The 15,884-nt window shown below is 69.1% G+C and carries 13 protein-coding genes; 8 read left to right on the forward strand and 5 right to left on the reverse strand.

Annotation, left to right across the window (positions count from 1 at the left end; all coding sequences use genetic code 11):
• Positions 1 to 352 precede the first annotated feature (352 nt).
• Positions 353 to 1,843 (reverse strand): MFS transporter, encoded by a 1,491-nt coding sequence (locus tag ACZ4W9_RS35400; protein WP_467942678.1) that lies wholly within the window; start codon positions 1,841 to 1,843, stop codon positions 353 to 355.
• 471 nt (positions 1,844 to 2,314) lie between these two features.
• Between ACZ4W9_RS35400 and ACZ4W9_RS35405 the strand changes: the two genes are divergently transcribed.
• Positions 2,315 to 2,992, forward strand: coding sequence for a hypothetical protein (locus ACZ4W9_RS35405; protein ID WP_467942681.1), 678 nt, complete (start codon positions 2,315 to 2,317; stop codon positions 2,990 to 2,992).
• 19 nt (positions 2,993 to 3,011) lie between these two features.
• Here ACZ4W9_RS35405 and ACZ4W9_RS35410 read toward each other — a convergent pair whose 3' ends face one another.
• Together ACZ4W9_RS35410 and ACZ4W9_RS35415 are read right to left on the reverse strand one after the other, a co-directional pair.
• Positions 3,012 to 3,611 carry a TetR/AcrR family transcriptional regulator gene (locus tag ACZ4W9_RS35410; RefSeq protein WP_467942683.1) on the reverse strand — a complete coding sequence of 200 codons (600 nt, stop codon included), beginning with the start codon at positions 3,609 to 3,611 and terminating at the stop codon, positions 3,012 to 3,014.
• A gap of 113 nt (positions 3,612 to 3,724) precedes the next feature.
• The gene (locus ACZ4W9_RS35415; protein WP_467942685.1) at positions 3,725 to 4,624 is read right to left on the reverse strand and encodes a LysR family transcriptional regulator; all 900 of its coding nucleotides are present in this window, start codon (positions 4,622 to 4,624) and stop codon (positions 3,725 to 3,727) included.
• Between the two features lie 195 nt (positions 4,625 to 4,819).
• Here ACZ4W9_RS35415 and ACZ4W9_RS35420 point away from each other — a divergent pair, with 195 nt between their 5' ends.
• The 7 genes from ACZ4W9_RS35420 to ACZ4W9_RS35450 all read left to right on the forward strand — a co-directional run bounded on the left by ACZ4W9_RS35420 (position 4,820) and on the right by ACZ4W9_RS35450 (position 13,466).
• Positions 4,820 to 6,043: an FAD-dependent oxidoreductase gene (locus tag ACZ4W9_RS35420; protein ID WP_467942687.1), complete on the forward strand. Its 1,224-nt coding sequence runs from the start codon at positions 4,820 to 4,822 to the stop codon at positions 6,041 to 6,043.
• 50 nt (positions 6,044 to 6,093) lie between these two features.
• Positions 6,094 to 6,987: an alpha/beta hydrolase gene (locus tag ACZ4W9_RS35425; RefSeq protein ID WP_467942689.1), complete on the forward strand. Its 894-nt coding sequence runs from the start codon at positions 6,094 to 6,096 to the stop codon at positions 6,985 to 6,987.
• Between the two features lie 114 nt (positions 6,988 to 7,101).
• Positions 7,102 to 8,550, forward strand: coding sequence for a DHA2 family efflux MFS transporter permease subunit (locus tag ACZ4W9_RS35430; protein ID WP_467942691.1), 1,449 nt, complete (start codon positions 7,102 to 7,104; stop codon positions 8,548 to 8,550).
• 52 nt (positions 8,551 to 8,602) lie between these two features.
• Positions 8,603 to 10,000 (forward strand): transposase, encoded by a 1,398-nt coding sequence (locus tag ACZ4W9_RS35435; RefSeq protein WP_467942693.1) that lies wholly within the window; start codon positions 8,603 to 8,605, stop codon positions 9,998 to 10,000.
• Positions 10,001 to 10,542: 542 nt separating this feature from the next.
• On the forward strand, positions 10,543 to 10,980 hold the full coding sequence (locus tag ACZ4W9_RS35440; protein ID WP_467942695.1) for a hypothetical protein: 438 nt from the start codon (positions 10,543 to 10,545) through the stop codon (positions 10,978 to 10,980).
• Positions 10,981 to 11,087: 107 nt separating this feature from the next.
• Positions 11,088 to 11,384, forward strand: a complete 297-nt coding sequence (locus ACZ4W9_RS35445) for a hypothetical protein (protein ID WP_467942697.1) — start codon at positions 11,088 to 11,090, stop codon at positions 11,382 to 11,384.
• Positions 11,385 to 11,687: 303 nt separating this feature from the next.
• Entirely contained in the window at positions 11,688 to 13,466 is a 1,779-nt protein-coding gene (locus ACZ4W9_RS35450) for a pentapeptide repeat-containing protein (RefSeq protein WP_467942699.1), read from the forward strand.
• Between the two features lie 119 nt (positions 13,467 to 13,585).
• Here the strand turns inward: ACZ4W9_RS35450 and ACZ4W9_RS35455 are convergent, their stop codons facing one another.
• Positions 13,586 to 14,002 (reverse strand): hypothetical protein, encoded by a 417-nt coding sequence (locus ACZ4W9_RS35455; protein WP_467942701.1) that lies wholly within the window; start codon positions 14,000 to 14,002, stop codon positions 13,586 to 13,588.
• A complete protein-coding gene (locus ACZ4W9_RS35460) occupies positions 13,996 to 14,658 on the reverse strand; it encodes a replication/maintenance protein RepL (protein ID WP_467942703.1) in 663 nt (220 codons plus the stop codon). Before ACZ4W9_RS35460 ends, ACZ4W9_RS35455 begins: the two co-directional genes overlap by 7 nt.
• Positions 14,659 to 15,884 lie beyond the last annotated feature (1,226 nt).

The following is a 15,884-nucleotide window of genomic DNA, read 5'->3' on the forward strand; positions in this document are numbered from 1 at the left end:
GTGTCCGGCCTCCCCGGGGCACCACACCGGTAGATGCCGCTTCGCCCGCAGCACTGGCGTCCAGGCTGGCCAGAACGCGCCCAATGTCCATGCGCATGTGCTCGGCGGACGTTCGTCGGCCTGGCCGCCCGTCACCTTGATCTGAGCGTGCCCCAGGTGCTGACGCGTTGAGCCGGGAGTCGGGACCAGGCCGAGGCGTACGGGAGGTCCGCCGAGGAGCCGACACGGCGGCCAGTGAGCTGGAGCCGGCCGGTCTGGTCGGGCCGGTCCGGCTCGAGGTGGTGGAGTGACGGACCGCTGACGAGAAGGCGGGGCCCGGGCGGTCCGACCGGGCCCCGCCACGACTCGCGTCCTACATGTGGACGGCGGGCGCCGCCGACTCGTCGTGCCGGGGGACACCGCGCTTGTACAGCAGCACGGTCGCCACGAGCCCGACGGCGAAGATGGCGGCCGTCCAGCCGTAGGTGGCCGAGTAACTCTCCACGGAGGCATGCGCGATCGCGGCCGGGCTGTTGCCCGGGTGATCGGCCAGGTAGTCGGCCGAGGCGCTGGAGGCGATCGTGGTCAGCAGGGCGGTGCCGATGGAACCACCCACCTGCTGCATGGTGTTGACACCCGCGGAGGCGACGCCCGCGTCGTGGTGGGCGATGCCGGAGACCGCGAGGTTCATGGCGGTGGCCATGATCAGGCCCATGCCGAAGCCGGTGACGACCAGCTGCGGCAGGACGTGCGTGGCATAGGAGCTGTCGACGCCGAGGGTAGTCATCCACAGCAGGCCCAGGGCGCCGATGGCCATGCCGGCCGGCACGACGGGCTTGGGTCCGATCCGGGGGACGAGGACGTTGGTGGCCAGGATGGTGCCGGTCATCATGGCGCCGACCATGGGCAGGAACGCGAGGCCGGTCTTGACGGGCGTGAAGCCCATGATGATCTGCATGTAGTAGGTGAGGAACAGGAACACCCCGAACATCGCGGCGCCGATCAGCAGCACCGAGACGAAGGAGGCACCGCGGTTGCGGTCCGCGAGGACCCGCAGGGGCAACAGCGGGTGCGCCGCCCGGGTCTGCCACCAGGTGAACACGGCGAGCAGGACCGCGCCGGCGACCAGGAAGCCCCACGTCTGCGCGGACGTCCAGCTGTGCGACTCGGCGTTGGCGAAGCCGTAGACGAGAGCGAACAGGCCGGCGGAGACCAGGATGGTGCCGGGTACGTCGAGGGCGACGTCACGGTTGCGTCCGTCGTGCTTGAGCAGGAGGAAGGCGCCGATGAACGCCACGACGGCGAAGGCGACGTTGACGTAGAGCGTCCAGCGCCAGGTGAGGTACTCGGTGAGCAGCCCGCCGAGCAGCAGGCCGATCGCGCCGCCCGCGCCCGCGATGGCTCCGAAGACGCTGAACGCCTTGGCGCGGTCCTTGGGGTCGGTGAACGTGGTGGTGAGCAGGGAGAGTGCGGCGGGGGCGAGCAGGGCGCCGAAGAGGCCCTGGAGCGCGCGGGCAGCCACCAGGAGTTCGAGGTTGGGGGCCGCGCCGCCGATGGCGGAGGCCACGGCGAAGCCGACCAGGCCGATCAGGAAGGTGATCTTGCGGCCGAAGAGGTCGGCTATGCGTCCGCCGAGGAGCAGCAGGCTGCCGAAGGCGAGCGAGTAGGCGGTGATGACCCACTGCCGGGCGCCGTCCGAGAAGCCGAGGTCGGCCTGGGCGGTGGGCAGCGCGATGTTCACGATGGTCGCGTCGAGCACCACCATGAGCTGCGCGATGCCGACGAAGGCCAGGACCCACCAGCGGTGGTCGGCCGGGCGCGCGCCCGCCTGGGCGGGTGCCCGGGTTGCAGTGGACTGCGACACGGAGTGCTCCTGAATGGTCGAGGGTACGCGCCCGGCCGGTCCGGCCTGGACGCAGAGATGAGACACAGAGATGAAACGGAAGCGTTTCATCCAGCATAGAGGGATCGAGAGATGAAACGCAAACGTTCCATCCCTGGCCTCCGGGTTACTCTCCAGGCGACCGCGGGAGACGGCCTGGTGGCGCGCGTAGAGGCGGCTCGCTCTTCTCTCTAGAAGCGTCTTTTTACCGCTTGATTCTCCGAGTGCGGCGGCTGGAGAAGATGTGTGCCGATGTATTGACACCCGTTCTGTCGGCGCATGACAGTTTCGGCCATCGCCTTTTCCCGCGACGAAGGAGTCGTTGTGACCGTTGATCCCGTACGGCCGTATTCTCCGCTTCCCGGAACCGGAATAGCGCGAAAGGCGCTGGCTCTTTTCGCGTGGAACCTGCCCGGTCTGATTCTGGTCGTCTGTGTCGTCTCCAGTGGAAAGTTGGAACCGGAGATCCTGGCCGATCTGCCCGCCGCCCACGAGGACTGGTACTCCCTGACCTTCGTACTGGCCACCCTGCTGGGCTGTCCTGCGGCCATCAGGATCGGGGAATTGTGGGGCAAGCGGCGGGCCGTGGAGGTGGTCTGCATGGTCGGCGTGGTGGGGCAGGGCGTGACCCTCGTGGCACCCGACTTCTCCGTGGCCCTGGCCGGGCACGCTGTCGCCGGCCTCTATGTGGCGGTCGGACCGGTCGGCCTGTTCGCGCTGGGTGATTGCTTTCCGGGCCGTCGCAACTTCGTGCTGTGCGTTTTCGCGGTGATCGTGATGAGTGCCCTGACGGCGGCGCTGGCGACGGCCGTGACGCCGTCTCTGCTGGACGCGCTGGGCTGGCGCGGTACGACGGCGCTGCTGGCCGGGCTGATCGCCGGTGCCGCCCTGCTGATGCGGGCGGTGCCGGCCCCTCCGGTGACCGGTGCCCGCTTCGGTGAGCTGGCCCTGGCCACCCGGCTGCTGGATGGCGCGGGCCCGGCATTGATCGTCACCGGGCTGGTCATGAGCGTGAGATGGGGCTGGCCCTCGGTGGTCGCCCTGACTGCCCTCGGGGCCGGGGTCGTGTGCGTCGCCCTGCTGGTGCTGCGCGGGGTGCGGGGAAGGTCGGCGGCGGCCGTGACCGCTTGAGCCCGGACCTGGCCGCCGGTCAGGTGTGCAGCAGGGCCGGCATCACCCAGTCGTCGATGAACCGGGCGAGGTAGTCCGAGTCCAGCAGGGTCCCGTCGAGCGCGGGGCGGCTCGTGGCCAGGCTCCACATGGTCTGCGGCAGGAACTCGGCCGCCGCCGGCCGGTGGGCCAGTTCCCCGCGCTCGACCGCCCGGTCGATGAACCGCATGACGTGCTCGGTGTCCGGCCGGAACAGTGCCGTCTGCACGGCGGAGGCCAGCTCGTCGTCGGTGAGGATGGCGTGGCTCAGGGCCGCCTGGAGCCGGCTGTTCTCGGTGGCGTGCTGGGCGAGGCGCTCGGCCACCGTGATCAGGTCGCCGCGCAGGGTCCCGGTGTCGACCTCGGTGGGCCGCACCGGCCCGCTGCTGCGGATCGCCGCCGAGACCAGCCCGGCCTTGTTGTGCCAGAGCCGGTAGAGCGTCGCCTTGCTGCAGTGGGCGCGGGTGGCGACGTCGTCCATGGACAGCGCCTCGTAACCGGTGTCGCTGAGCGCTCGGAGGGTGGCGGCCAGCACTTCCTGCTCACGCTCCGCGGTGACCCGCGGGCGCTTGGCGGGGGCAGCGGCCTCGTCCGTAGCCACAGGTGCCTCCTGATCGAAGTGAAACAGTCCCGTACGCAAACTAGAGCGGCCCTCGATGAAACGCAAGTGTTTCATCGAGTGCCGCCCGTGGCGTGCGGTGGACCGGCACGCGCTCAGGACTGTTCCACGATCCGTCCTGCCCGCGAGGCCATGTCGCGCAACCAGGTGTGGGCCGGGTCCCGCTCGTGAGCGGGATGCCACCACAGGGACTCCAACAGGTCACCCAGCTCGAAGGGAAGAGCGGCGACGGTGATGCCCTGGCCGGCCGGGTGCAGCCGGGCGACGCGCTCGGGCATCAGGCCGATGCGGTTGGTGCCGCGTACCAGATGGGGCACGGACAGGAAGTCCTCCGTGCTGATCGAGGACTGTATGTGCACGCCCTCCTGGGCCAGGCGCGGCATCGTGGACAGCGCCGAGAAGGGGTGCTGGTAGGCGGAGACCCACGGGCGGCTGGACAGTTCCTCCAGGTCCAGCGGGCGGTCGGCCGTGTCGGAGGAGACCACGCACACCCAGCGGTCCCGGTAGAGCTGCAGCATGGGCATGTTCACCAGGATCCCCTGCGGCAGCACGATCGCGTCCACGGCGCGGAGCTGGTCGGAGGCCCGTTGCACGAACTGGGCGGTGCTGTGCTGGAACGTCAGCCGTACCCCTGGCGCCTGCCGCTGGACGAGGTCGGCCAGGACCCGTCCGAAGACTGGCAGATGACAGTCGGCCACGACGAGGGTGAACTCGTGCTCCGACTCTCCGGGGTCGAAGTCGGCGCGGGTCTGGAAGACCCGGTCCGTCCAGCTCAGTGCGAGTGAGGTCTGCTCGGCGAGCCGCTCGCCCAGGGCGGTCAGCTCGTAGGAGTTGCCCACGCGGGTCAGGAGTTCGTCGTCGAAGTGCCGGCGCAGCCGGGCCAGCGCGGCGCTCAGGCTCGGCTGGCTCAGGCCCAGGCGCTGGGCGGCTCGCGTCACGCTGCGCTCCTGAAGCAGGGCGTCCAGGGAGACGAGCAGGTTGAGGTCCAGGCTCATGTCCCACCCTTTCGTAGGGCATCGGCTTCATCTATAACGGACATCAGCGAATTCAGCTTCCCTGATGGAATAACGCCCGGCAAGACTAGGGCACCGCGAGTCCAGGGACGAAGCGGCACCGGACTCCGCATTTATGGCAGGGTGTCGTGCCCGCCGCATCAACGCGTGGAAAGTACCAGAAGGGCAGGGACGCCGATGTCCTCGTTTCACGTTCTCATAGCCGGCGGAGGAATAGGGGGCCTCTGTCTGGCGCAAGGATTGAAGAAGGCCGGAATAAGCTGCGCCGTCTATGAGGCGACTCCGGACATCACGCGCACCGGATACCGGCTGCACATGAACGCCACCGGCGGTGGAGCGCTCAAGGAGTGCCTTCCGGGGAATCTGTACGAGCTGTATATGCAGACCTCGCGGGTCAAGCCGCGCCGTGAGGCGTTCGTCATGTTGGACAGCCAGTGCGAGGAACTCGGCGCCCGTCCGCACATCGGACCGCCGAACGATCCCGACCGCCCCCACACCGCGGTCAACCGGCGCACCCTGCGCCAGATCATGCACACGGGCCTGGAGGACATCGTCCACTTCGGCCACAAGGTCACCGGCTACGAGGAGGACGGCGACCAGGTCCGGCTGCTCTTCGCCGACGGCACCTCGGCCACCGGTGACGTACTGGTCGCCGCGGACGGCATCCACTCCCCGGTCCGCCGGCAACGACTGCCCGAGGTTCCGACGTTCGACACCGGCATGCGGGGCATCGCGGGCTGTGTCCGGCTCACCGACGACCTGGTTGCCGCCCTGCCCGAGGCCCTGTTCGACGGCTTCGTGCTGGCCGGTTCGGCGGACGGGGTGAACTTCTCCTTCGGTGCCTGGCAGCCCCGCCGTCCCGTCGCCGAGGCCGTCGCGGACCTCGCCCCGGGGGCGGACATCGACCACGTCGAGCCGTACATGATGGTCAACTGCGGCTTCCAGGTGGGCAGTCCCCACCTCGCCGGCATCCCCGACCTGTTCAGCGCGGGCCCTGAGGTACTGCACGCCGTGATGCGCGGGGCCGTCCGTGACTGGCACCCCGCGGTCGTCGAGCTGGTCGAGCGTGCCGACCGGGCCACCCTCGCGGCCATGTCGGTACGGCGTCTGGAGCCCGTCGACACCTGGGAGACCGGCCGCGTCACCTTCCTCGGCGACGCCATCCACGCGATGCCGCCCTCCTTCGGCTCCGGCGCCAACACCGCCCTGCGCGACGCGGCCGCCCTGGCCGGCGCCCTGGACCGGACGGTCAACGGCGGCGGCGACCTGCCGGCGGAACTCGCCGCCTACGAGGAGGCCATGCGCGCGGAGGTCTGGCCGATCTTCCGCGCCTCGGCTGACCCGCGCTCCTTCAGCCAGGCCGACTTCCTGCCGGACGACATCCCCGCTGCCGGCCGCTGACCCCCTTTCACACCCTCCCCCGCACGCACACGTACCTTCTGGAGAGCACCATGCCCGTGGTCGAGGACATCGAGTTCACCGTTGACAACATCACCCTGCGCGGCTGGCTGACCCGCCCCGACGACGCAGAGGGCCCGCTGCCCGTCGTCATCCTCCAGGGCGGCCTGGGCGGACCGGCCGAGTCCATGAAGGTCCAGGCCCAGGGCTTCGCCGAGCAGGGCCTGGCCTGTCTGACCTACGACCACCGCTGCACCGGCTACAGCGGCGGCGAGCCCCGCCAGATGTTCGACCCCTGGCAGCAGTGCCGCGACCTGCGGCACATCATCACCCACCTGACCCTGCGCGACGACATCGACGGCGACCGCATCGGCCTGTGGGGCGTCAGCATCGGCGGCGCCAACTCGCTGTTCACCGCCGCCACCGACACCCGCGTCAAGGCCGTCTGCGCGATCATCCCCCCGGTCAGCGGCTGGAGCGCCCGTAAGCTCCAGCCCGCCGACACCCTCGCGGAGCTGGAAGCGCTGATCCCCGTCGACCGTCAGGCCCAGGCGAAGGGAGAACCGGCCCGGACCATCCGGCTGCACGGCGAGCCCGCCCCCGGCGACCCCGTCATGTTCAGCGACGAGGAGGGCCTGGAGTTCGTCGAGAACATGATCCACAGCCTGCCGAGCTTCAAGAACGCCATCACCATCTCCACCCTGGACCACCTCTTCGAGATGGAGGTCCGCGCCTACGCCGAGCGCATCACCCAGCCCACGCTGATGATCCTCGCCAGCGAGGACACCGTGGCACCGGTGGAGGAAGCGCGGGAGATGTTCGAACGCATCCCCGAACCGAAGGAACTCATCGAGTACCCCGGCCAGCACTACGAGATCCTCTCGAACCACTTCGGCGAGATCATCACCCGCTCCGCGAAGTGGATGACCGAAACACTCGCCGAGTAATACCGCCTGCAGTCCGCACCGCCGCACGCCCGGCCCGTCACGGCCGGGCGTGCGGTCCCGCCCGTGCGTCCATCCGCCACCGGGCTACCGCCCCGCCGAGAGGACTCCCAGGACGTGTCCCACCCCGCCCAGCCGGCTCCCGTCCCGGCGGAGCTGAGGAAGGTGCTGCTGCCGCTGGTCGGCGGCGCGTTCCTCGTCGTGCTCAACGAGACGATCCTCAGCGTCGCCGTCCCGTCGATCATGCGCGACCTGGACGTCAGCGCCACCACCGCGCAGTGGGTGACCAGCGCCTACATGCTGACCATGGCGACGGCCATCCCCGCCAGCGGCTTCCTGCTGCGCCGCATGGGCGCCCGGCAGTTGTTCGTCATCGCCATGGTCCTGTTCAGCGTCGGTGCCCTGATGGCCGCGCTGTCGTTCACCTTCCCCCTGCTTGTCGTCGCCCGTGTCGTCCAGGCGTGCGGCGCCGCGGTGATGATGCCCGTACTGATGGCCACCGTCGCCGCCATGGTGCCGCCCGAGCGGCGGGGTGCCGTCATGGGCACCGCGACGATCGTCGTCGGTGCCGCCCCCGCCCTCGGCCCCGCCACCTCCGGCTTCGGCCTCAGCCTAGTCGGCTGGCACGGCGTGTTCTGGATCGCCCTCGGCGTCGCCCTGCTCATCCTCCTGCTCGGTCTGCGCTCGCTGCCCCCGCAGGGGAAACACGAGCCGGTCCCGATCGACTGGTGGTCCGTCGCCCTGTCACTGCCCGCTTTCGGCGGCATCGTCCTCGGTCTCAGCCTCGTCGAAAGCGACGTGACGGCCGCAATCCCCTGCCTGGCCGCCGGACTCCTCGTCCTGGCCGCGTTCGTCCTGCGCCAACTGCGCACCGCCCGCACCGGACGCGCCTACCTCGACCTGCGCACCTTCGGCTCCACCGGCTTCACTACAGCCATCGCCGCGATCGCGGCCACCAGCGTCATCCTGTTCGCGACGGTCAGCATCGTCCCGCTGCTCATGCAGAACGTCCTCGGCGTCAGCACGGCCGTCACCGGGCTCGCCATGCTTCCCGGCGGCGCGATGATCGCCATCCTCTCGCCGGTGTCCGGCCGTCTCCACGACCGCTACGGCGCACCGCGGGTCATCCTCCCGGCCGCCTGTGTCGTGGGCGCCGCCACCGTCGCCTTCACCCAGATCCCTGAATCCGCCGGCCCGGTGGCCTTCTCGGCCGCGTTCATCATCCTGCACATCGGTTTCGCCGGGCTGTTCACCCCGCTGATGACCCTCGCCCTCGGCTCGGTCTCCCGGGAGCACCAGCCCGACGCCAGCGCCACATTCAGCACCATCCAGCAGTTGTTCGGCGCGGCTGGCGCGGCCGGGCTCATCGCGGTCATGCAGGGCATGTCGACCCAGGGCAGCGAGGTGACCATCCGCGGTGTCCACGGCGCCTTCACCGCCGCGGTGGGCAGCGCGGCGGCACTGCTGGCGATCACCGTCTGGATCACCCTCCGGAACCGCCGTAACCCTCCCACCGACGAGCCCGACGCCCGTACCGAACCCGTCGAGTCCGCAGCCGGCGCCTGACGGGCCGCCCCTCAGGACACGTACCGGTCCACCCGTTCGAACGGTCGTAGCCATGTATGTGAAGACCACCACGAAGACGAGCAAGTCCGGCACCGTCCGCTACCTCCACCTGGCCCACAACGAGTGGGACCCGGTCGCCGGCCGGTCGGTCCCGAAGGTCCTGTACACCTTCGGCAGGCAGGACCGGCTCGACCACGCGGCCATCCGCCGTCTGATCGGCTCACTGTCCAGACTCCTGGAGGCGGAGGAACTCCCCGCCCGTCCCGCGCCAGCCAGCTACGGGTCCCTCCGGGCTGGCACCCGGCCGCTTGACCACCTCTGGCGATCCCTCGCCATCGACACGACAATCCTGGACCTGGCCCCGTTCACCCACCGCGGCCTGGCCGGCCGACGGGCCGTCGAACACCTGCTGTTCACACTCGTCACGGCCAGAGCCCTCGCGCCGTCGGCCCAGCTCTGCGACATCGAGGGGATCCGGCGTGAGGGCACGATCGACTACAGCTCCCTCGCCCGAATCGTCAACTGGATCGACGACAGCCGAGGCGAGCTGGAGAGACGGATCGTCCAGGCGGTCACCGCCCGGCCGGACGTGGACACCAGCCGGCTGATCCTGCACGACAGCAGCCTCTGCTTCGAGACCGGGCGAGAACCGGGCGGACACCTGGCCACCGTCCCCGTCACACTGGCCGTCACCCGGGACGGAATACCGCTGTACTGCAGACCGGGCGCGCACGACGGCACGGTCTCCGGGGAAGAACCGCCACCGATCGACCTCTCCGCCACGCCTGTCATCCGCATACACGAGCACACCGGACAGGACGCGGACGCATCCGCTCGGCCGCACGAACCGGAAACGGTCCGCGTCATCCGGCCCGATCCCGGCACCCGCGTCCCGGACGTCGAAGCGGCGCTGAGCCGTCCGGGACGGTACCGCAGTGTGACGCCCACCGTACGCGTCAAAGAAATACGGAACGGTACGAGCGGACGGCTCGTCCTCTGCCACGACCGAGACCGGGCTGCACAACACAGCGCCGCACGGCTGCACCTCCTTACCGAACTGCGGGACGCGATTGCCGACTCCGCCGCACCCGGTGACGCGGGACGAGGCACATCCCACCCGCACCTCGCACCCCATGTACGCGTCACCGCGACCGGCCGGCAGCGCATCGACCGTACGCGGCTCCGGCTCGCCCAGCGCGCCGACGGCAAGTTCCTCCTCCACTGCCCGGACAGTTCCTTGAGCGCCGAGGAGGTCGCCAGGGCCTACCTGCGGCTACGGGACACCGATCGCCGGTGGGCCGGCCTCCGGCAGGTGGTCGACCTGCGCACGTGGCCGTACGACATCGGCGTGGGCATGCGCGTCCACGGCTTCCTATGCTGGCTGGCCGTCCTGCTCACCGGTCTCGCAGAGAGCGGGGCGGGACCGGAACCTCCCCGTCGAGGTCCTTGACGCGCCCAACTGCTCACCCCCACCCGCGAAGCGCGGCAGAAGGCCAGCGGGTATCAACTCGGCTTCCGGCCGACTGACCTTCGGTCTGCCTCCGAGGCCGGACCACTGGACTCTGTCACCGGTGAAACCGAGGCTTGGGCGGCCACCTGTCGCTCCAGAGCTGCATTGGTCTCCTTGAGCTTGCTGTTCTCGAGCTCAAAGACGTGGACGATCCAGGCCAGGACCTGCGCCTGTCCGCGCAGGTCGTCGCGTTCGGCGCGGGCACTTGGATCTTCACCTGGCCGGCCCCCGGCGCTTGATGGCCAGTGGAACCCGTTCCCCGAGCCGCCTCCACTGGTGGGCAGGCGGCCGGGTTCGTCATCCCCCCAGTCCTGGAATCCCCGAACCCGCGCGTTTCCGCCTGTTGTAGCCGGACATGCAAGACGCCTCGATGAGCTGATCATCCCCGATTGGGGAGCGGGTACCCGGGATAAGCACCGCCATCGGAAGAGACCGGAGCCAACCGGTCAGACTTGCCTGGCGAACGGCCAAGATCGACTCCGATGTCAAAGGTCACGCGCGCCTTGGTGCCGCCCGCCACCGCGGAGGACGATGGAGTCGTGGGCGAGCAGCACGAGGACCAGGAGCAGGGCGCCGAACCGACGCGGCCGCCGCTGACCGTGGCCCGCGCCCGGGAGATGACAGCCGGGCTGCGTGAGGCGATGGACGACGTCCGGCGCTCCGTGGCGGTGCTCGCCGCCCGGGTCCGCGACGCGCACGTCGCCCGCGTCTGGCTCCCCCTCGGGCACAGCAGCTGGGAGTCGTACTGCGCCGCGGAGTTCGACATCAGCCGCGCCCAGGCGTACCGGCTCCTCGACGTCGCCCGCTCCCTCACCGCGATCCACGGCGCCGTCACCGCCGGCACCGAGACGTCTCGCACGCGAGACACGCCCCGGCCGCCGCAGCCGCGCTCGACTACGGCCTGTCCCAGCGCGCCCTGATCGCCGTCTCCAGCCGCAGCGGCGACGTCGCGGAGCTGATCACCCACCGCCTCACCACGCTCGCCCACAGCGGCCTCCAGGCCCTCGATGAGGCCACGGTGCGCACCGTGGTCCGCCAAGCCGTCCGCGACATCCGCACCGCCCCGACACCGCCGCCCGCCGAACCGCCGGCGGACCCGACCATCGCCGCGCTGCACCGCGTCGTCGACGACCTCGCCGCCAGCACCCACGCGATCGGCGAGCTGATGCTCGAAATCGCCCCGGCCTACCTCTCCGACATCGAGGCCGCCGACGCCCTGACGCTGCTGTGCGCCCAGATCGGCGAACCCCTCGAACACGGCCTCGCCGCCCGCCGCTACGCGATCTCCGGCGACCGCCGCGCCCTGCACGGCACCGTGCTGTAGACGCTGCTCCTGGTGCTGCTGCCCGGATGCCTCTCGTGCTCCTGGTGGTGGTCGCCGGATACAGCAGGGCGGTCTCGGGATGCAGCACAGCAGGGCGGTCTCGGGATGCAGCGCAGTATTTGCATGGGCCGGGCGCCCCACGGGTGCTGCACGCGCTGCTCGGGCCGCGCTGCACCCGGCCGCCGCTTCCAGTGTCGGATCGCACGACAGTGCCGTTCCGCGCCGCAGCAACGATCTCAGTGCCGCTGCGGTCTCGGCGGCAAGGACGGCAACTGTTCGGCCGTGCTCGCTCGTCCTTCGGGTATGTCACATCCGACCCCCGAACCGTCCCTGGCTCCGCCTGATTGGCCGCACTGTGGCCACGGCCCTACACCGGAAGACCCAGTAGGTTGCCGGGGCGTCCACGTCTCCGGCCACACCGCATGCCTTGCCCACCTGGCCGACGCCGACCGCGACGCCTACCTGGCAAGCCTGACCCCCGGCAGTGGCATTGACCATCGCGGCACCACCTTCACCGAACCCCTTCTGAACGCCCTTCTCGCTGCCCTTCGCGACCCTGCTACCGGGCGCCCCCGCCTTGGTGCCGCTCGGTTCAGCTGGGCAACCTTCGAGGGGAATGTCCAGTTCAATTCGGCGACCTTCGAGGACGACGCCGTGTTCGGCTGGGCAACCTTCGAGGGCAGTGTCGGGTTCGATGCGGCAACCTTCAAGCGCAATACCAGCTTCCACTGGACAACCTTCAAGCGCACCGCCTCGTTCGGCGGGACAATCTTCGAGTGGGACGTCTGGTTCAATTGGGCGACCTTCAAAAGCCACACCGCGTTCGGGTCGGCAACCTTCAAAAGCTATGCCAAGTTCGGCGGGGCAACCTTCGAAAGCAGCGCCTGGTTCCGCTTGGCAACCTTCGAGGACGATGTCGAGTTCGTCGCGATCACCGTCAAAGGCGACGTCAGTTTCGGGTCGGCGACCTTCAAACGTGCACTCAGTCTTGGCCCATTGGCGTGCGCCGGGCAGATCACGTTGTCCGGAGCCGTGTTCGGCAGCCCGGTGACCCTTGAGTTTGCCGCGCGCCGTCTGGTGTGTCGGCGGACTCGTTGGTTGTCGACGGCTGAGGTGCGCCTGCGTTACGCCACGGCGGATTTCACTAATGCAGTCGTCGAATATCCCGTCACTATCACGGCAGAGCCAGATCCATTCGTGCTCCCCGACGGCCAGTGCTTGGCGGAAGAGGCGTTTACCGGGTCGTCCGAGGCTGCGGTGCGCATCGCGTCGCTGCGCGGAGTGGACGCGGCTCATCTGGTCCTCGCCAACGTCGGACTCGCGGGATGCTTGTTCACAGGAACCGTGCACTTGGACCAGCTCTGCCTGGAAGGCGTCTGCTCTTTCGATACAGTCCCAACCGGCACGCGCTGGCAGCATGGGCGCCCGGTGCGGTTCACCCAGCGCCGCACGCTCGCCGAAGAGCACCACTGGCGCGCGAGTCAGCCGACAGCAGTCCAGGGCTGGAACGTGGCAGTTTTCGGCGCTGGAGGTGTTGGGCCGGCACAGCTGGCACCGGTGTACCGGGCGCTGCGCAAGGCGTTCGAAGACGGCAAGAACGAGCCGGGGGCGGCGGATTTCTACTACGGCGAGATGGAGATGCGCCGCCACGACCGCACTGTTACTTCCCGCGCCGAACGCGGACTCCTGCACGGGTATTGGTTGCTGTCCGGCTACGGCTTGCGCGCCTCTCGGGCCCTGGGCTGGCTCGCCGCCGCCATGCTCGTCACTATCATGCTGCTGATGGGCTTCGGACTCCCGAAGGACTCCCCAAAACAGGAGGCGACCGGCACCGTGCCGCCCGGCGGAGGCAGGGTCACTTTCGAGATCGACAAGACGGACCCTCAGAACCCCCCGAGGGACAGGCTCACCGGCGAGCGCTTCGAGAAGGCCCTCAACGTCACGGTCAACTCGGTGGTGTTCCGCTCCTCCGGACAGGATCTGACCACCGCCGGCACCTATATCGAGATGGCGTCCCGCGTGACCGAACCGGTCCTGCTGGGCCTGGCGGTCCTGGCCGTTCGCAACCGCGTCAAACGCTGACCCCAGACCTGTGTCCGGAGCTCCACCTCGGGCAGACATATGTGCCCCTGCAGCACATTCCTATGCGGCAGGGGCACATTTCGCGGTCGGTTATCGCCCGGGGGTGATGAGGGGTGGCATCAGCCAGCGGCGCGCACGGCCCGGAGCGGTTGGGCTTGGCGCTTGGGCGGGGCGGTCTCGTACAGCGGCGCGGTGATCTCGGGCAGTTCGCCGGCCTCGATGCGCTCGGCGGCCTCCTCGATCGCGTCCTCCAGCTCCTCCTGGGAGGCGTAGGAAGCGATGTAGGGGTGGAGGTAGTAGGTCCGGTACTTGCGGTCCTTGGGGCGCAGCACGAGGTTCCGGCTCTCCAGCAGCGCCATCGCGGTGTTCGCGGAGTTCCTGGACAGGCCCACACGCGCCCCCAGCTCGGCCTGGGAGGCGTTCACCTCGCCACCGGGCTCCTGGCGCTCGATGAGGACGCTCAGCAGCTCCATGGCGGCCTTGGTGAGGTCCAGCCGGTACAGCATTCCGAAGCCGGCACTGGCCTGGATCAGCATGCCTGCCCCTCCTCGTCGACGACTCCATCTTCCTCATCTTCGACACCGAGCTCCAGCTGCACGCTGCGCGGCGGGCGCGGGGCGTTGAGAGCGGGGAAGACGTCCTCGGGCAGCTTCCCGGTCTCCGGGTCGCGCAGCGCGTCCAGAATCTCGCGCTGGACGTCGCCGTTGCCCTCGAAGCCGAGCATCGGGTTCACGAAGATCAGCCCGTTGTCGACGCGCTGGATCATGTGCCAGTGCTCCAGGCGGCCAATGGCCCGGGTGACGTTCGACCGCTCCACCCCCAGCTTGTCGGCGATCTTCTTGTGCGTGGCGCGCAGCCACCCCTCGCGCTGCCGACCGATGCACCACAGGAGGACCGCGGACTGGATCGGCGACATGCCGTGCTGCGCGATGAGCACCGCCAGGACGTCGGCGAGGAAGTCGTTGGAGACCACGCTGTAGCCGGACCGGCCGTACATGTCGTGGGGCGCGCGGTACGTGTACCGGACGCTGACGTCCATCTGCTGCACGGCCCGCTTGCGGGTCGGCGGCTTAATGTCCTTGCCCAGCCTGGAGGACAGGGTCTCGCGGAAGGCGCTGTCACCACCGGGCGGAACGGCAGCAATGCGGCCCTTGCCGCGGCCAGCGGAGGGACGCTTGGGCTGGGGAGGCATCGACGGGGGGTCCTGTCCTCGATCTTGCGGGTACGCGCCGGACACTAGCAGTTGTTCAAGCTCAGTTGGCAGATTTGTACACGCTGGCGTGGCGCTTTGGTGTCGACGCCGACACAGCGGATTCGGGCCGTGTTTCCGGGAAACCTGTCTCCACCAGCAACGTTCCACATTTATACAAGCTGAGTTGGCAAATACGGGTGTCACTGTGGCACCACGGACACATTTCCGCAGGTCAATGTGTTGTGGCTGACACATACTCTTCCGGAAAAGCCCAGGTCAGAGCATGTTTCCGCGAGGCCCCCTCTTTTCCTTAAGACGCACGCGCGCGCGAGGCCGCACCAGGGCCTCGGGCCGTCCCGGCACCCCGCCACCGACGGCACCAACGGGAGGGCACCCAGGTGCGCACGCGCCGGGCGCCCCGGCCGGCGGCCGACACCCGGCACACGCGGCCTCCCGCTCCTGCGCACGCACCCTCCGCGGCTGAGGCGGCTTCGCGTGCGGCCCAGCGACTCCCGTGCGGGCCGTGGAAGGCACCATCGGCTCTGAGTCTCGGGTGGTGCCGACTGTGACGCTCAACAGCACGGGAGCGTGGCCGCGGCCGGTGAGTGGTTTCGCTGAATGGCCTTGAAGGCCATTCAGCTCCCGTACCTCCGCACGTCGAATTTCGGCAATCCCCATATCGGGCTTCCGTTCTGTGGTTGGGCTATTCAAGGCCGTGCAATTCTGAATTCAGCCGGTAAGTTTTTGGCCGGGGTCAGGGGTGGTGCAGTCGGGACTCCAAACACTACACAGTCGCACTGCATGATGCATCATGCGGGGTGCGCGTTCGCTCGCTCGGGTGATGCGACGCCGCATTCCGCCCCCGCAGTGCGGGCTGACGTGTATGCTGGCGGGGTATTGATGAACGTGAGCGGCCGGTTTCGGTAGCTGAGGAGGCGCGGTGGGGCCGGCACCCCGTCAGGCCGACGGCCCGTCACTTCCGTTACGGGGGTGGTGGGCAGGAACCCCAAGCCGTACACAGGCCCGCGCGTGATGCACCTCCCCTCGTAGCCAGCCTCAGCACCCGCGCTTGCGCGGGTGCCCGCAATTCGCGCTTGCGCGAATTGTCCTGCCTTTAGAATTCCGCTTGCGGAATTCCATTCCGGCGCTTGCGCCGGAATCCGAATTGCGCTTGCGCAATTCGCACACTATGCCCCGGCTTGCCGGGGCATATCCCGCTCCGCGGG

This window comes from Streptomyces sp. NPDC029296, assembly GCF_055569255.1.

Excerpts from the sequence above, each read along its gene's own strand:
- ACZ4W9_RS35415 (WP_467942685.1), bottom strand. The coding sequence starts at position 4,624 with ATGAGCCTGGACCTCAACCTGCTCGTCTCCCTGGACGCCCTGCTTCAG.
- ACZ4W9_RS35420 (WP_467942687.1), top strand. The coding sequence starts at position 4,820 with ATGTCCTCGTTTCACGTTCTCATAGCCGGCGGAGGAATAGGGGGCCTC.
- ACZ4W9_RS35425 (WP_467942689.1), top strand. The coding sequence starts at position 6,094 with ATGCCCGTGGTCGAGGACATCGAGTTCACCGTTGACAACATCACCCTG.
- ACZ4W9_RS35435 (WP_467942693.1), top strand. The coding sequence starts at position 8,603 with ATGTATGTGAAGACCACCACGAAGACGAGCAAGTCCGGCACCGTCCGC.
- ACZ4W9_RS35440 (WP_467942695.1), top strand. The coding sequence starts at position 10,543 with ATGTCAAAGGTCACGCGCGCCTTGGTGCCGCCCGCCACCGCGGAGGAC.
- ACZ4W9_RS35450 (WP_467942699.1), top strand. The coding sequence starts at position 11,688 with ATGTCACATCCGACCCCCGAACCGTCCCTGGCTCCGCCTGATTGGCCG.
- ACZ4W9_RS35455 (WP_467942701.1), bottom strand. The coding sequence starts at position 14,002 with ATGCTGATCCAGGCCAGTGCCGGCTTCGGAATGCTGTACCGGCTGGAC.
- ACZ4W9_RS35460 (WP_467942703.1), bottom strand. The coding sequence starts at position 14,658 with ATGCCTCCCCAGCCCAAGCGTCCCTCCGCTGGCCGCGGCAAGGGCCGC.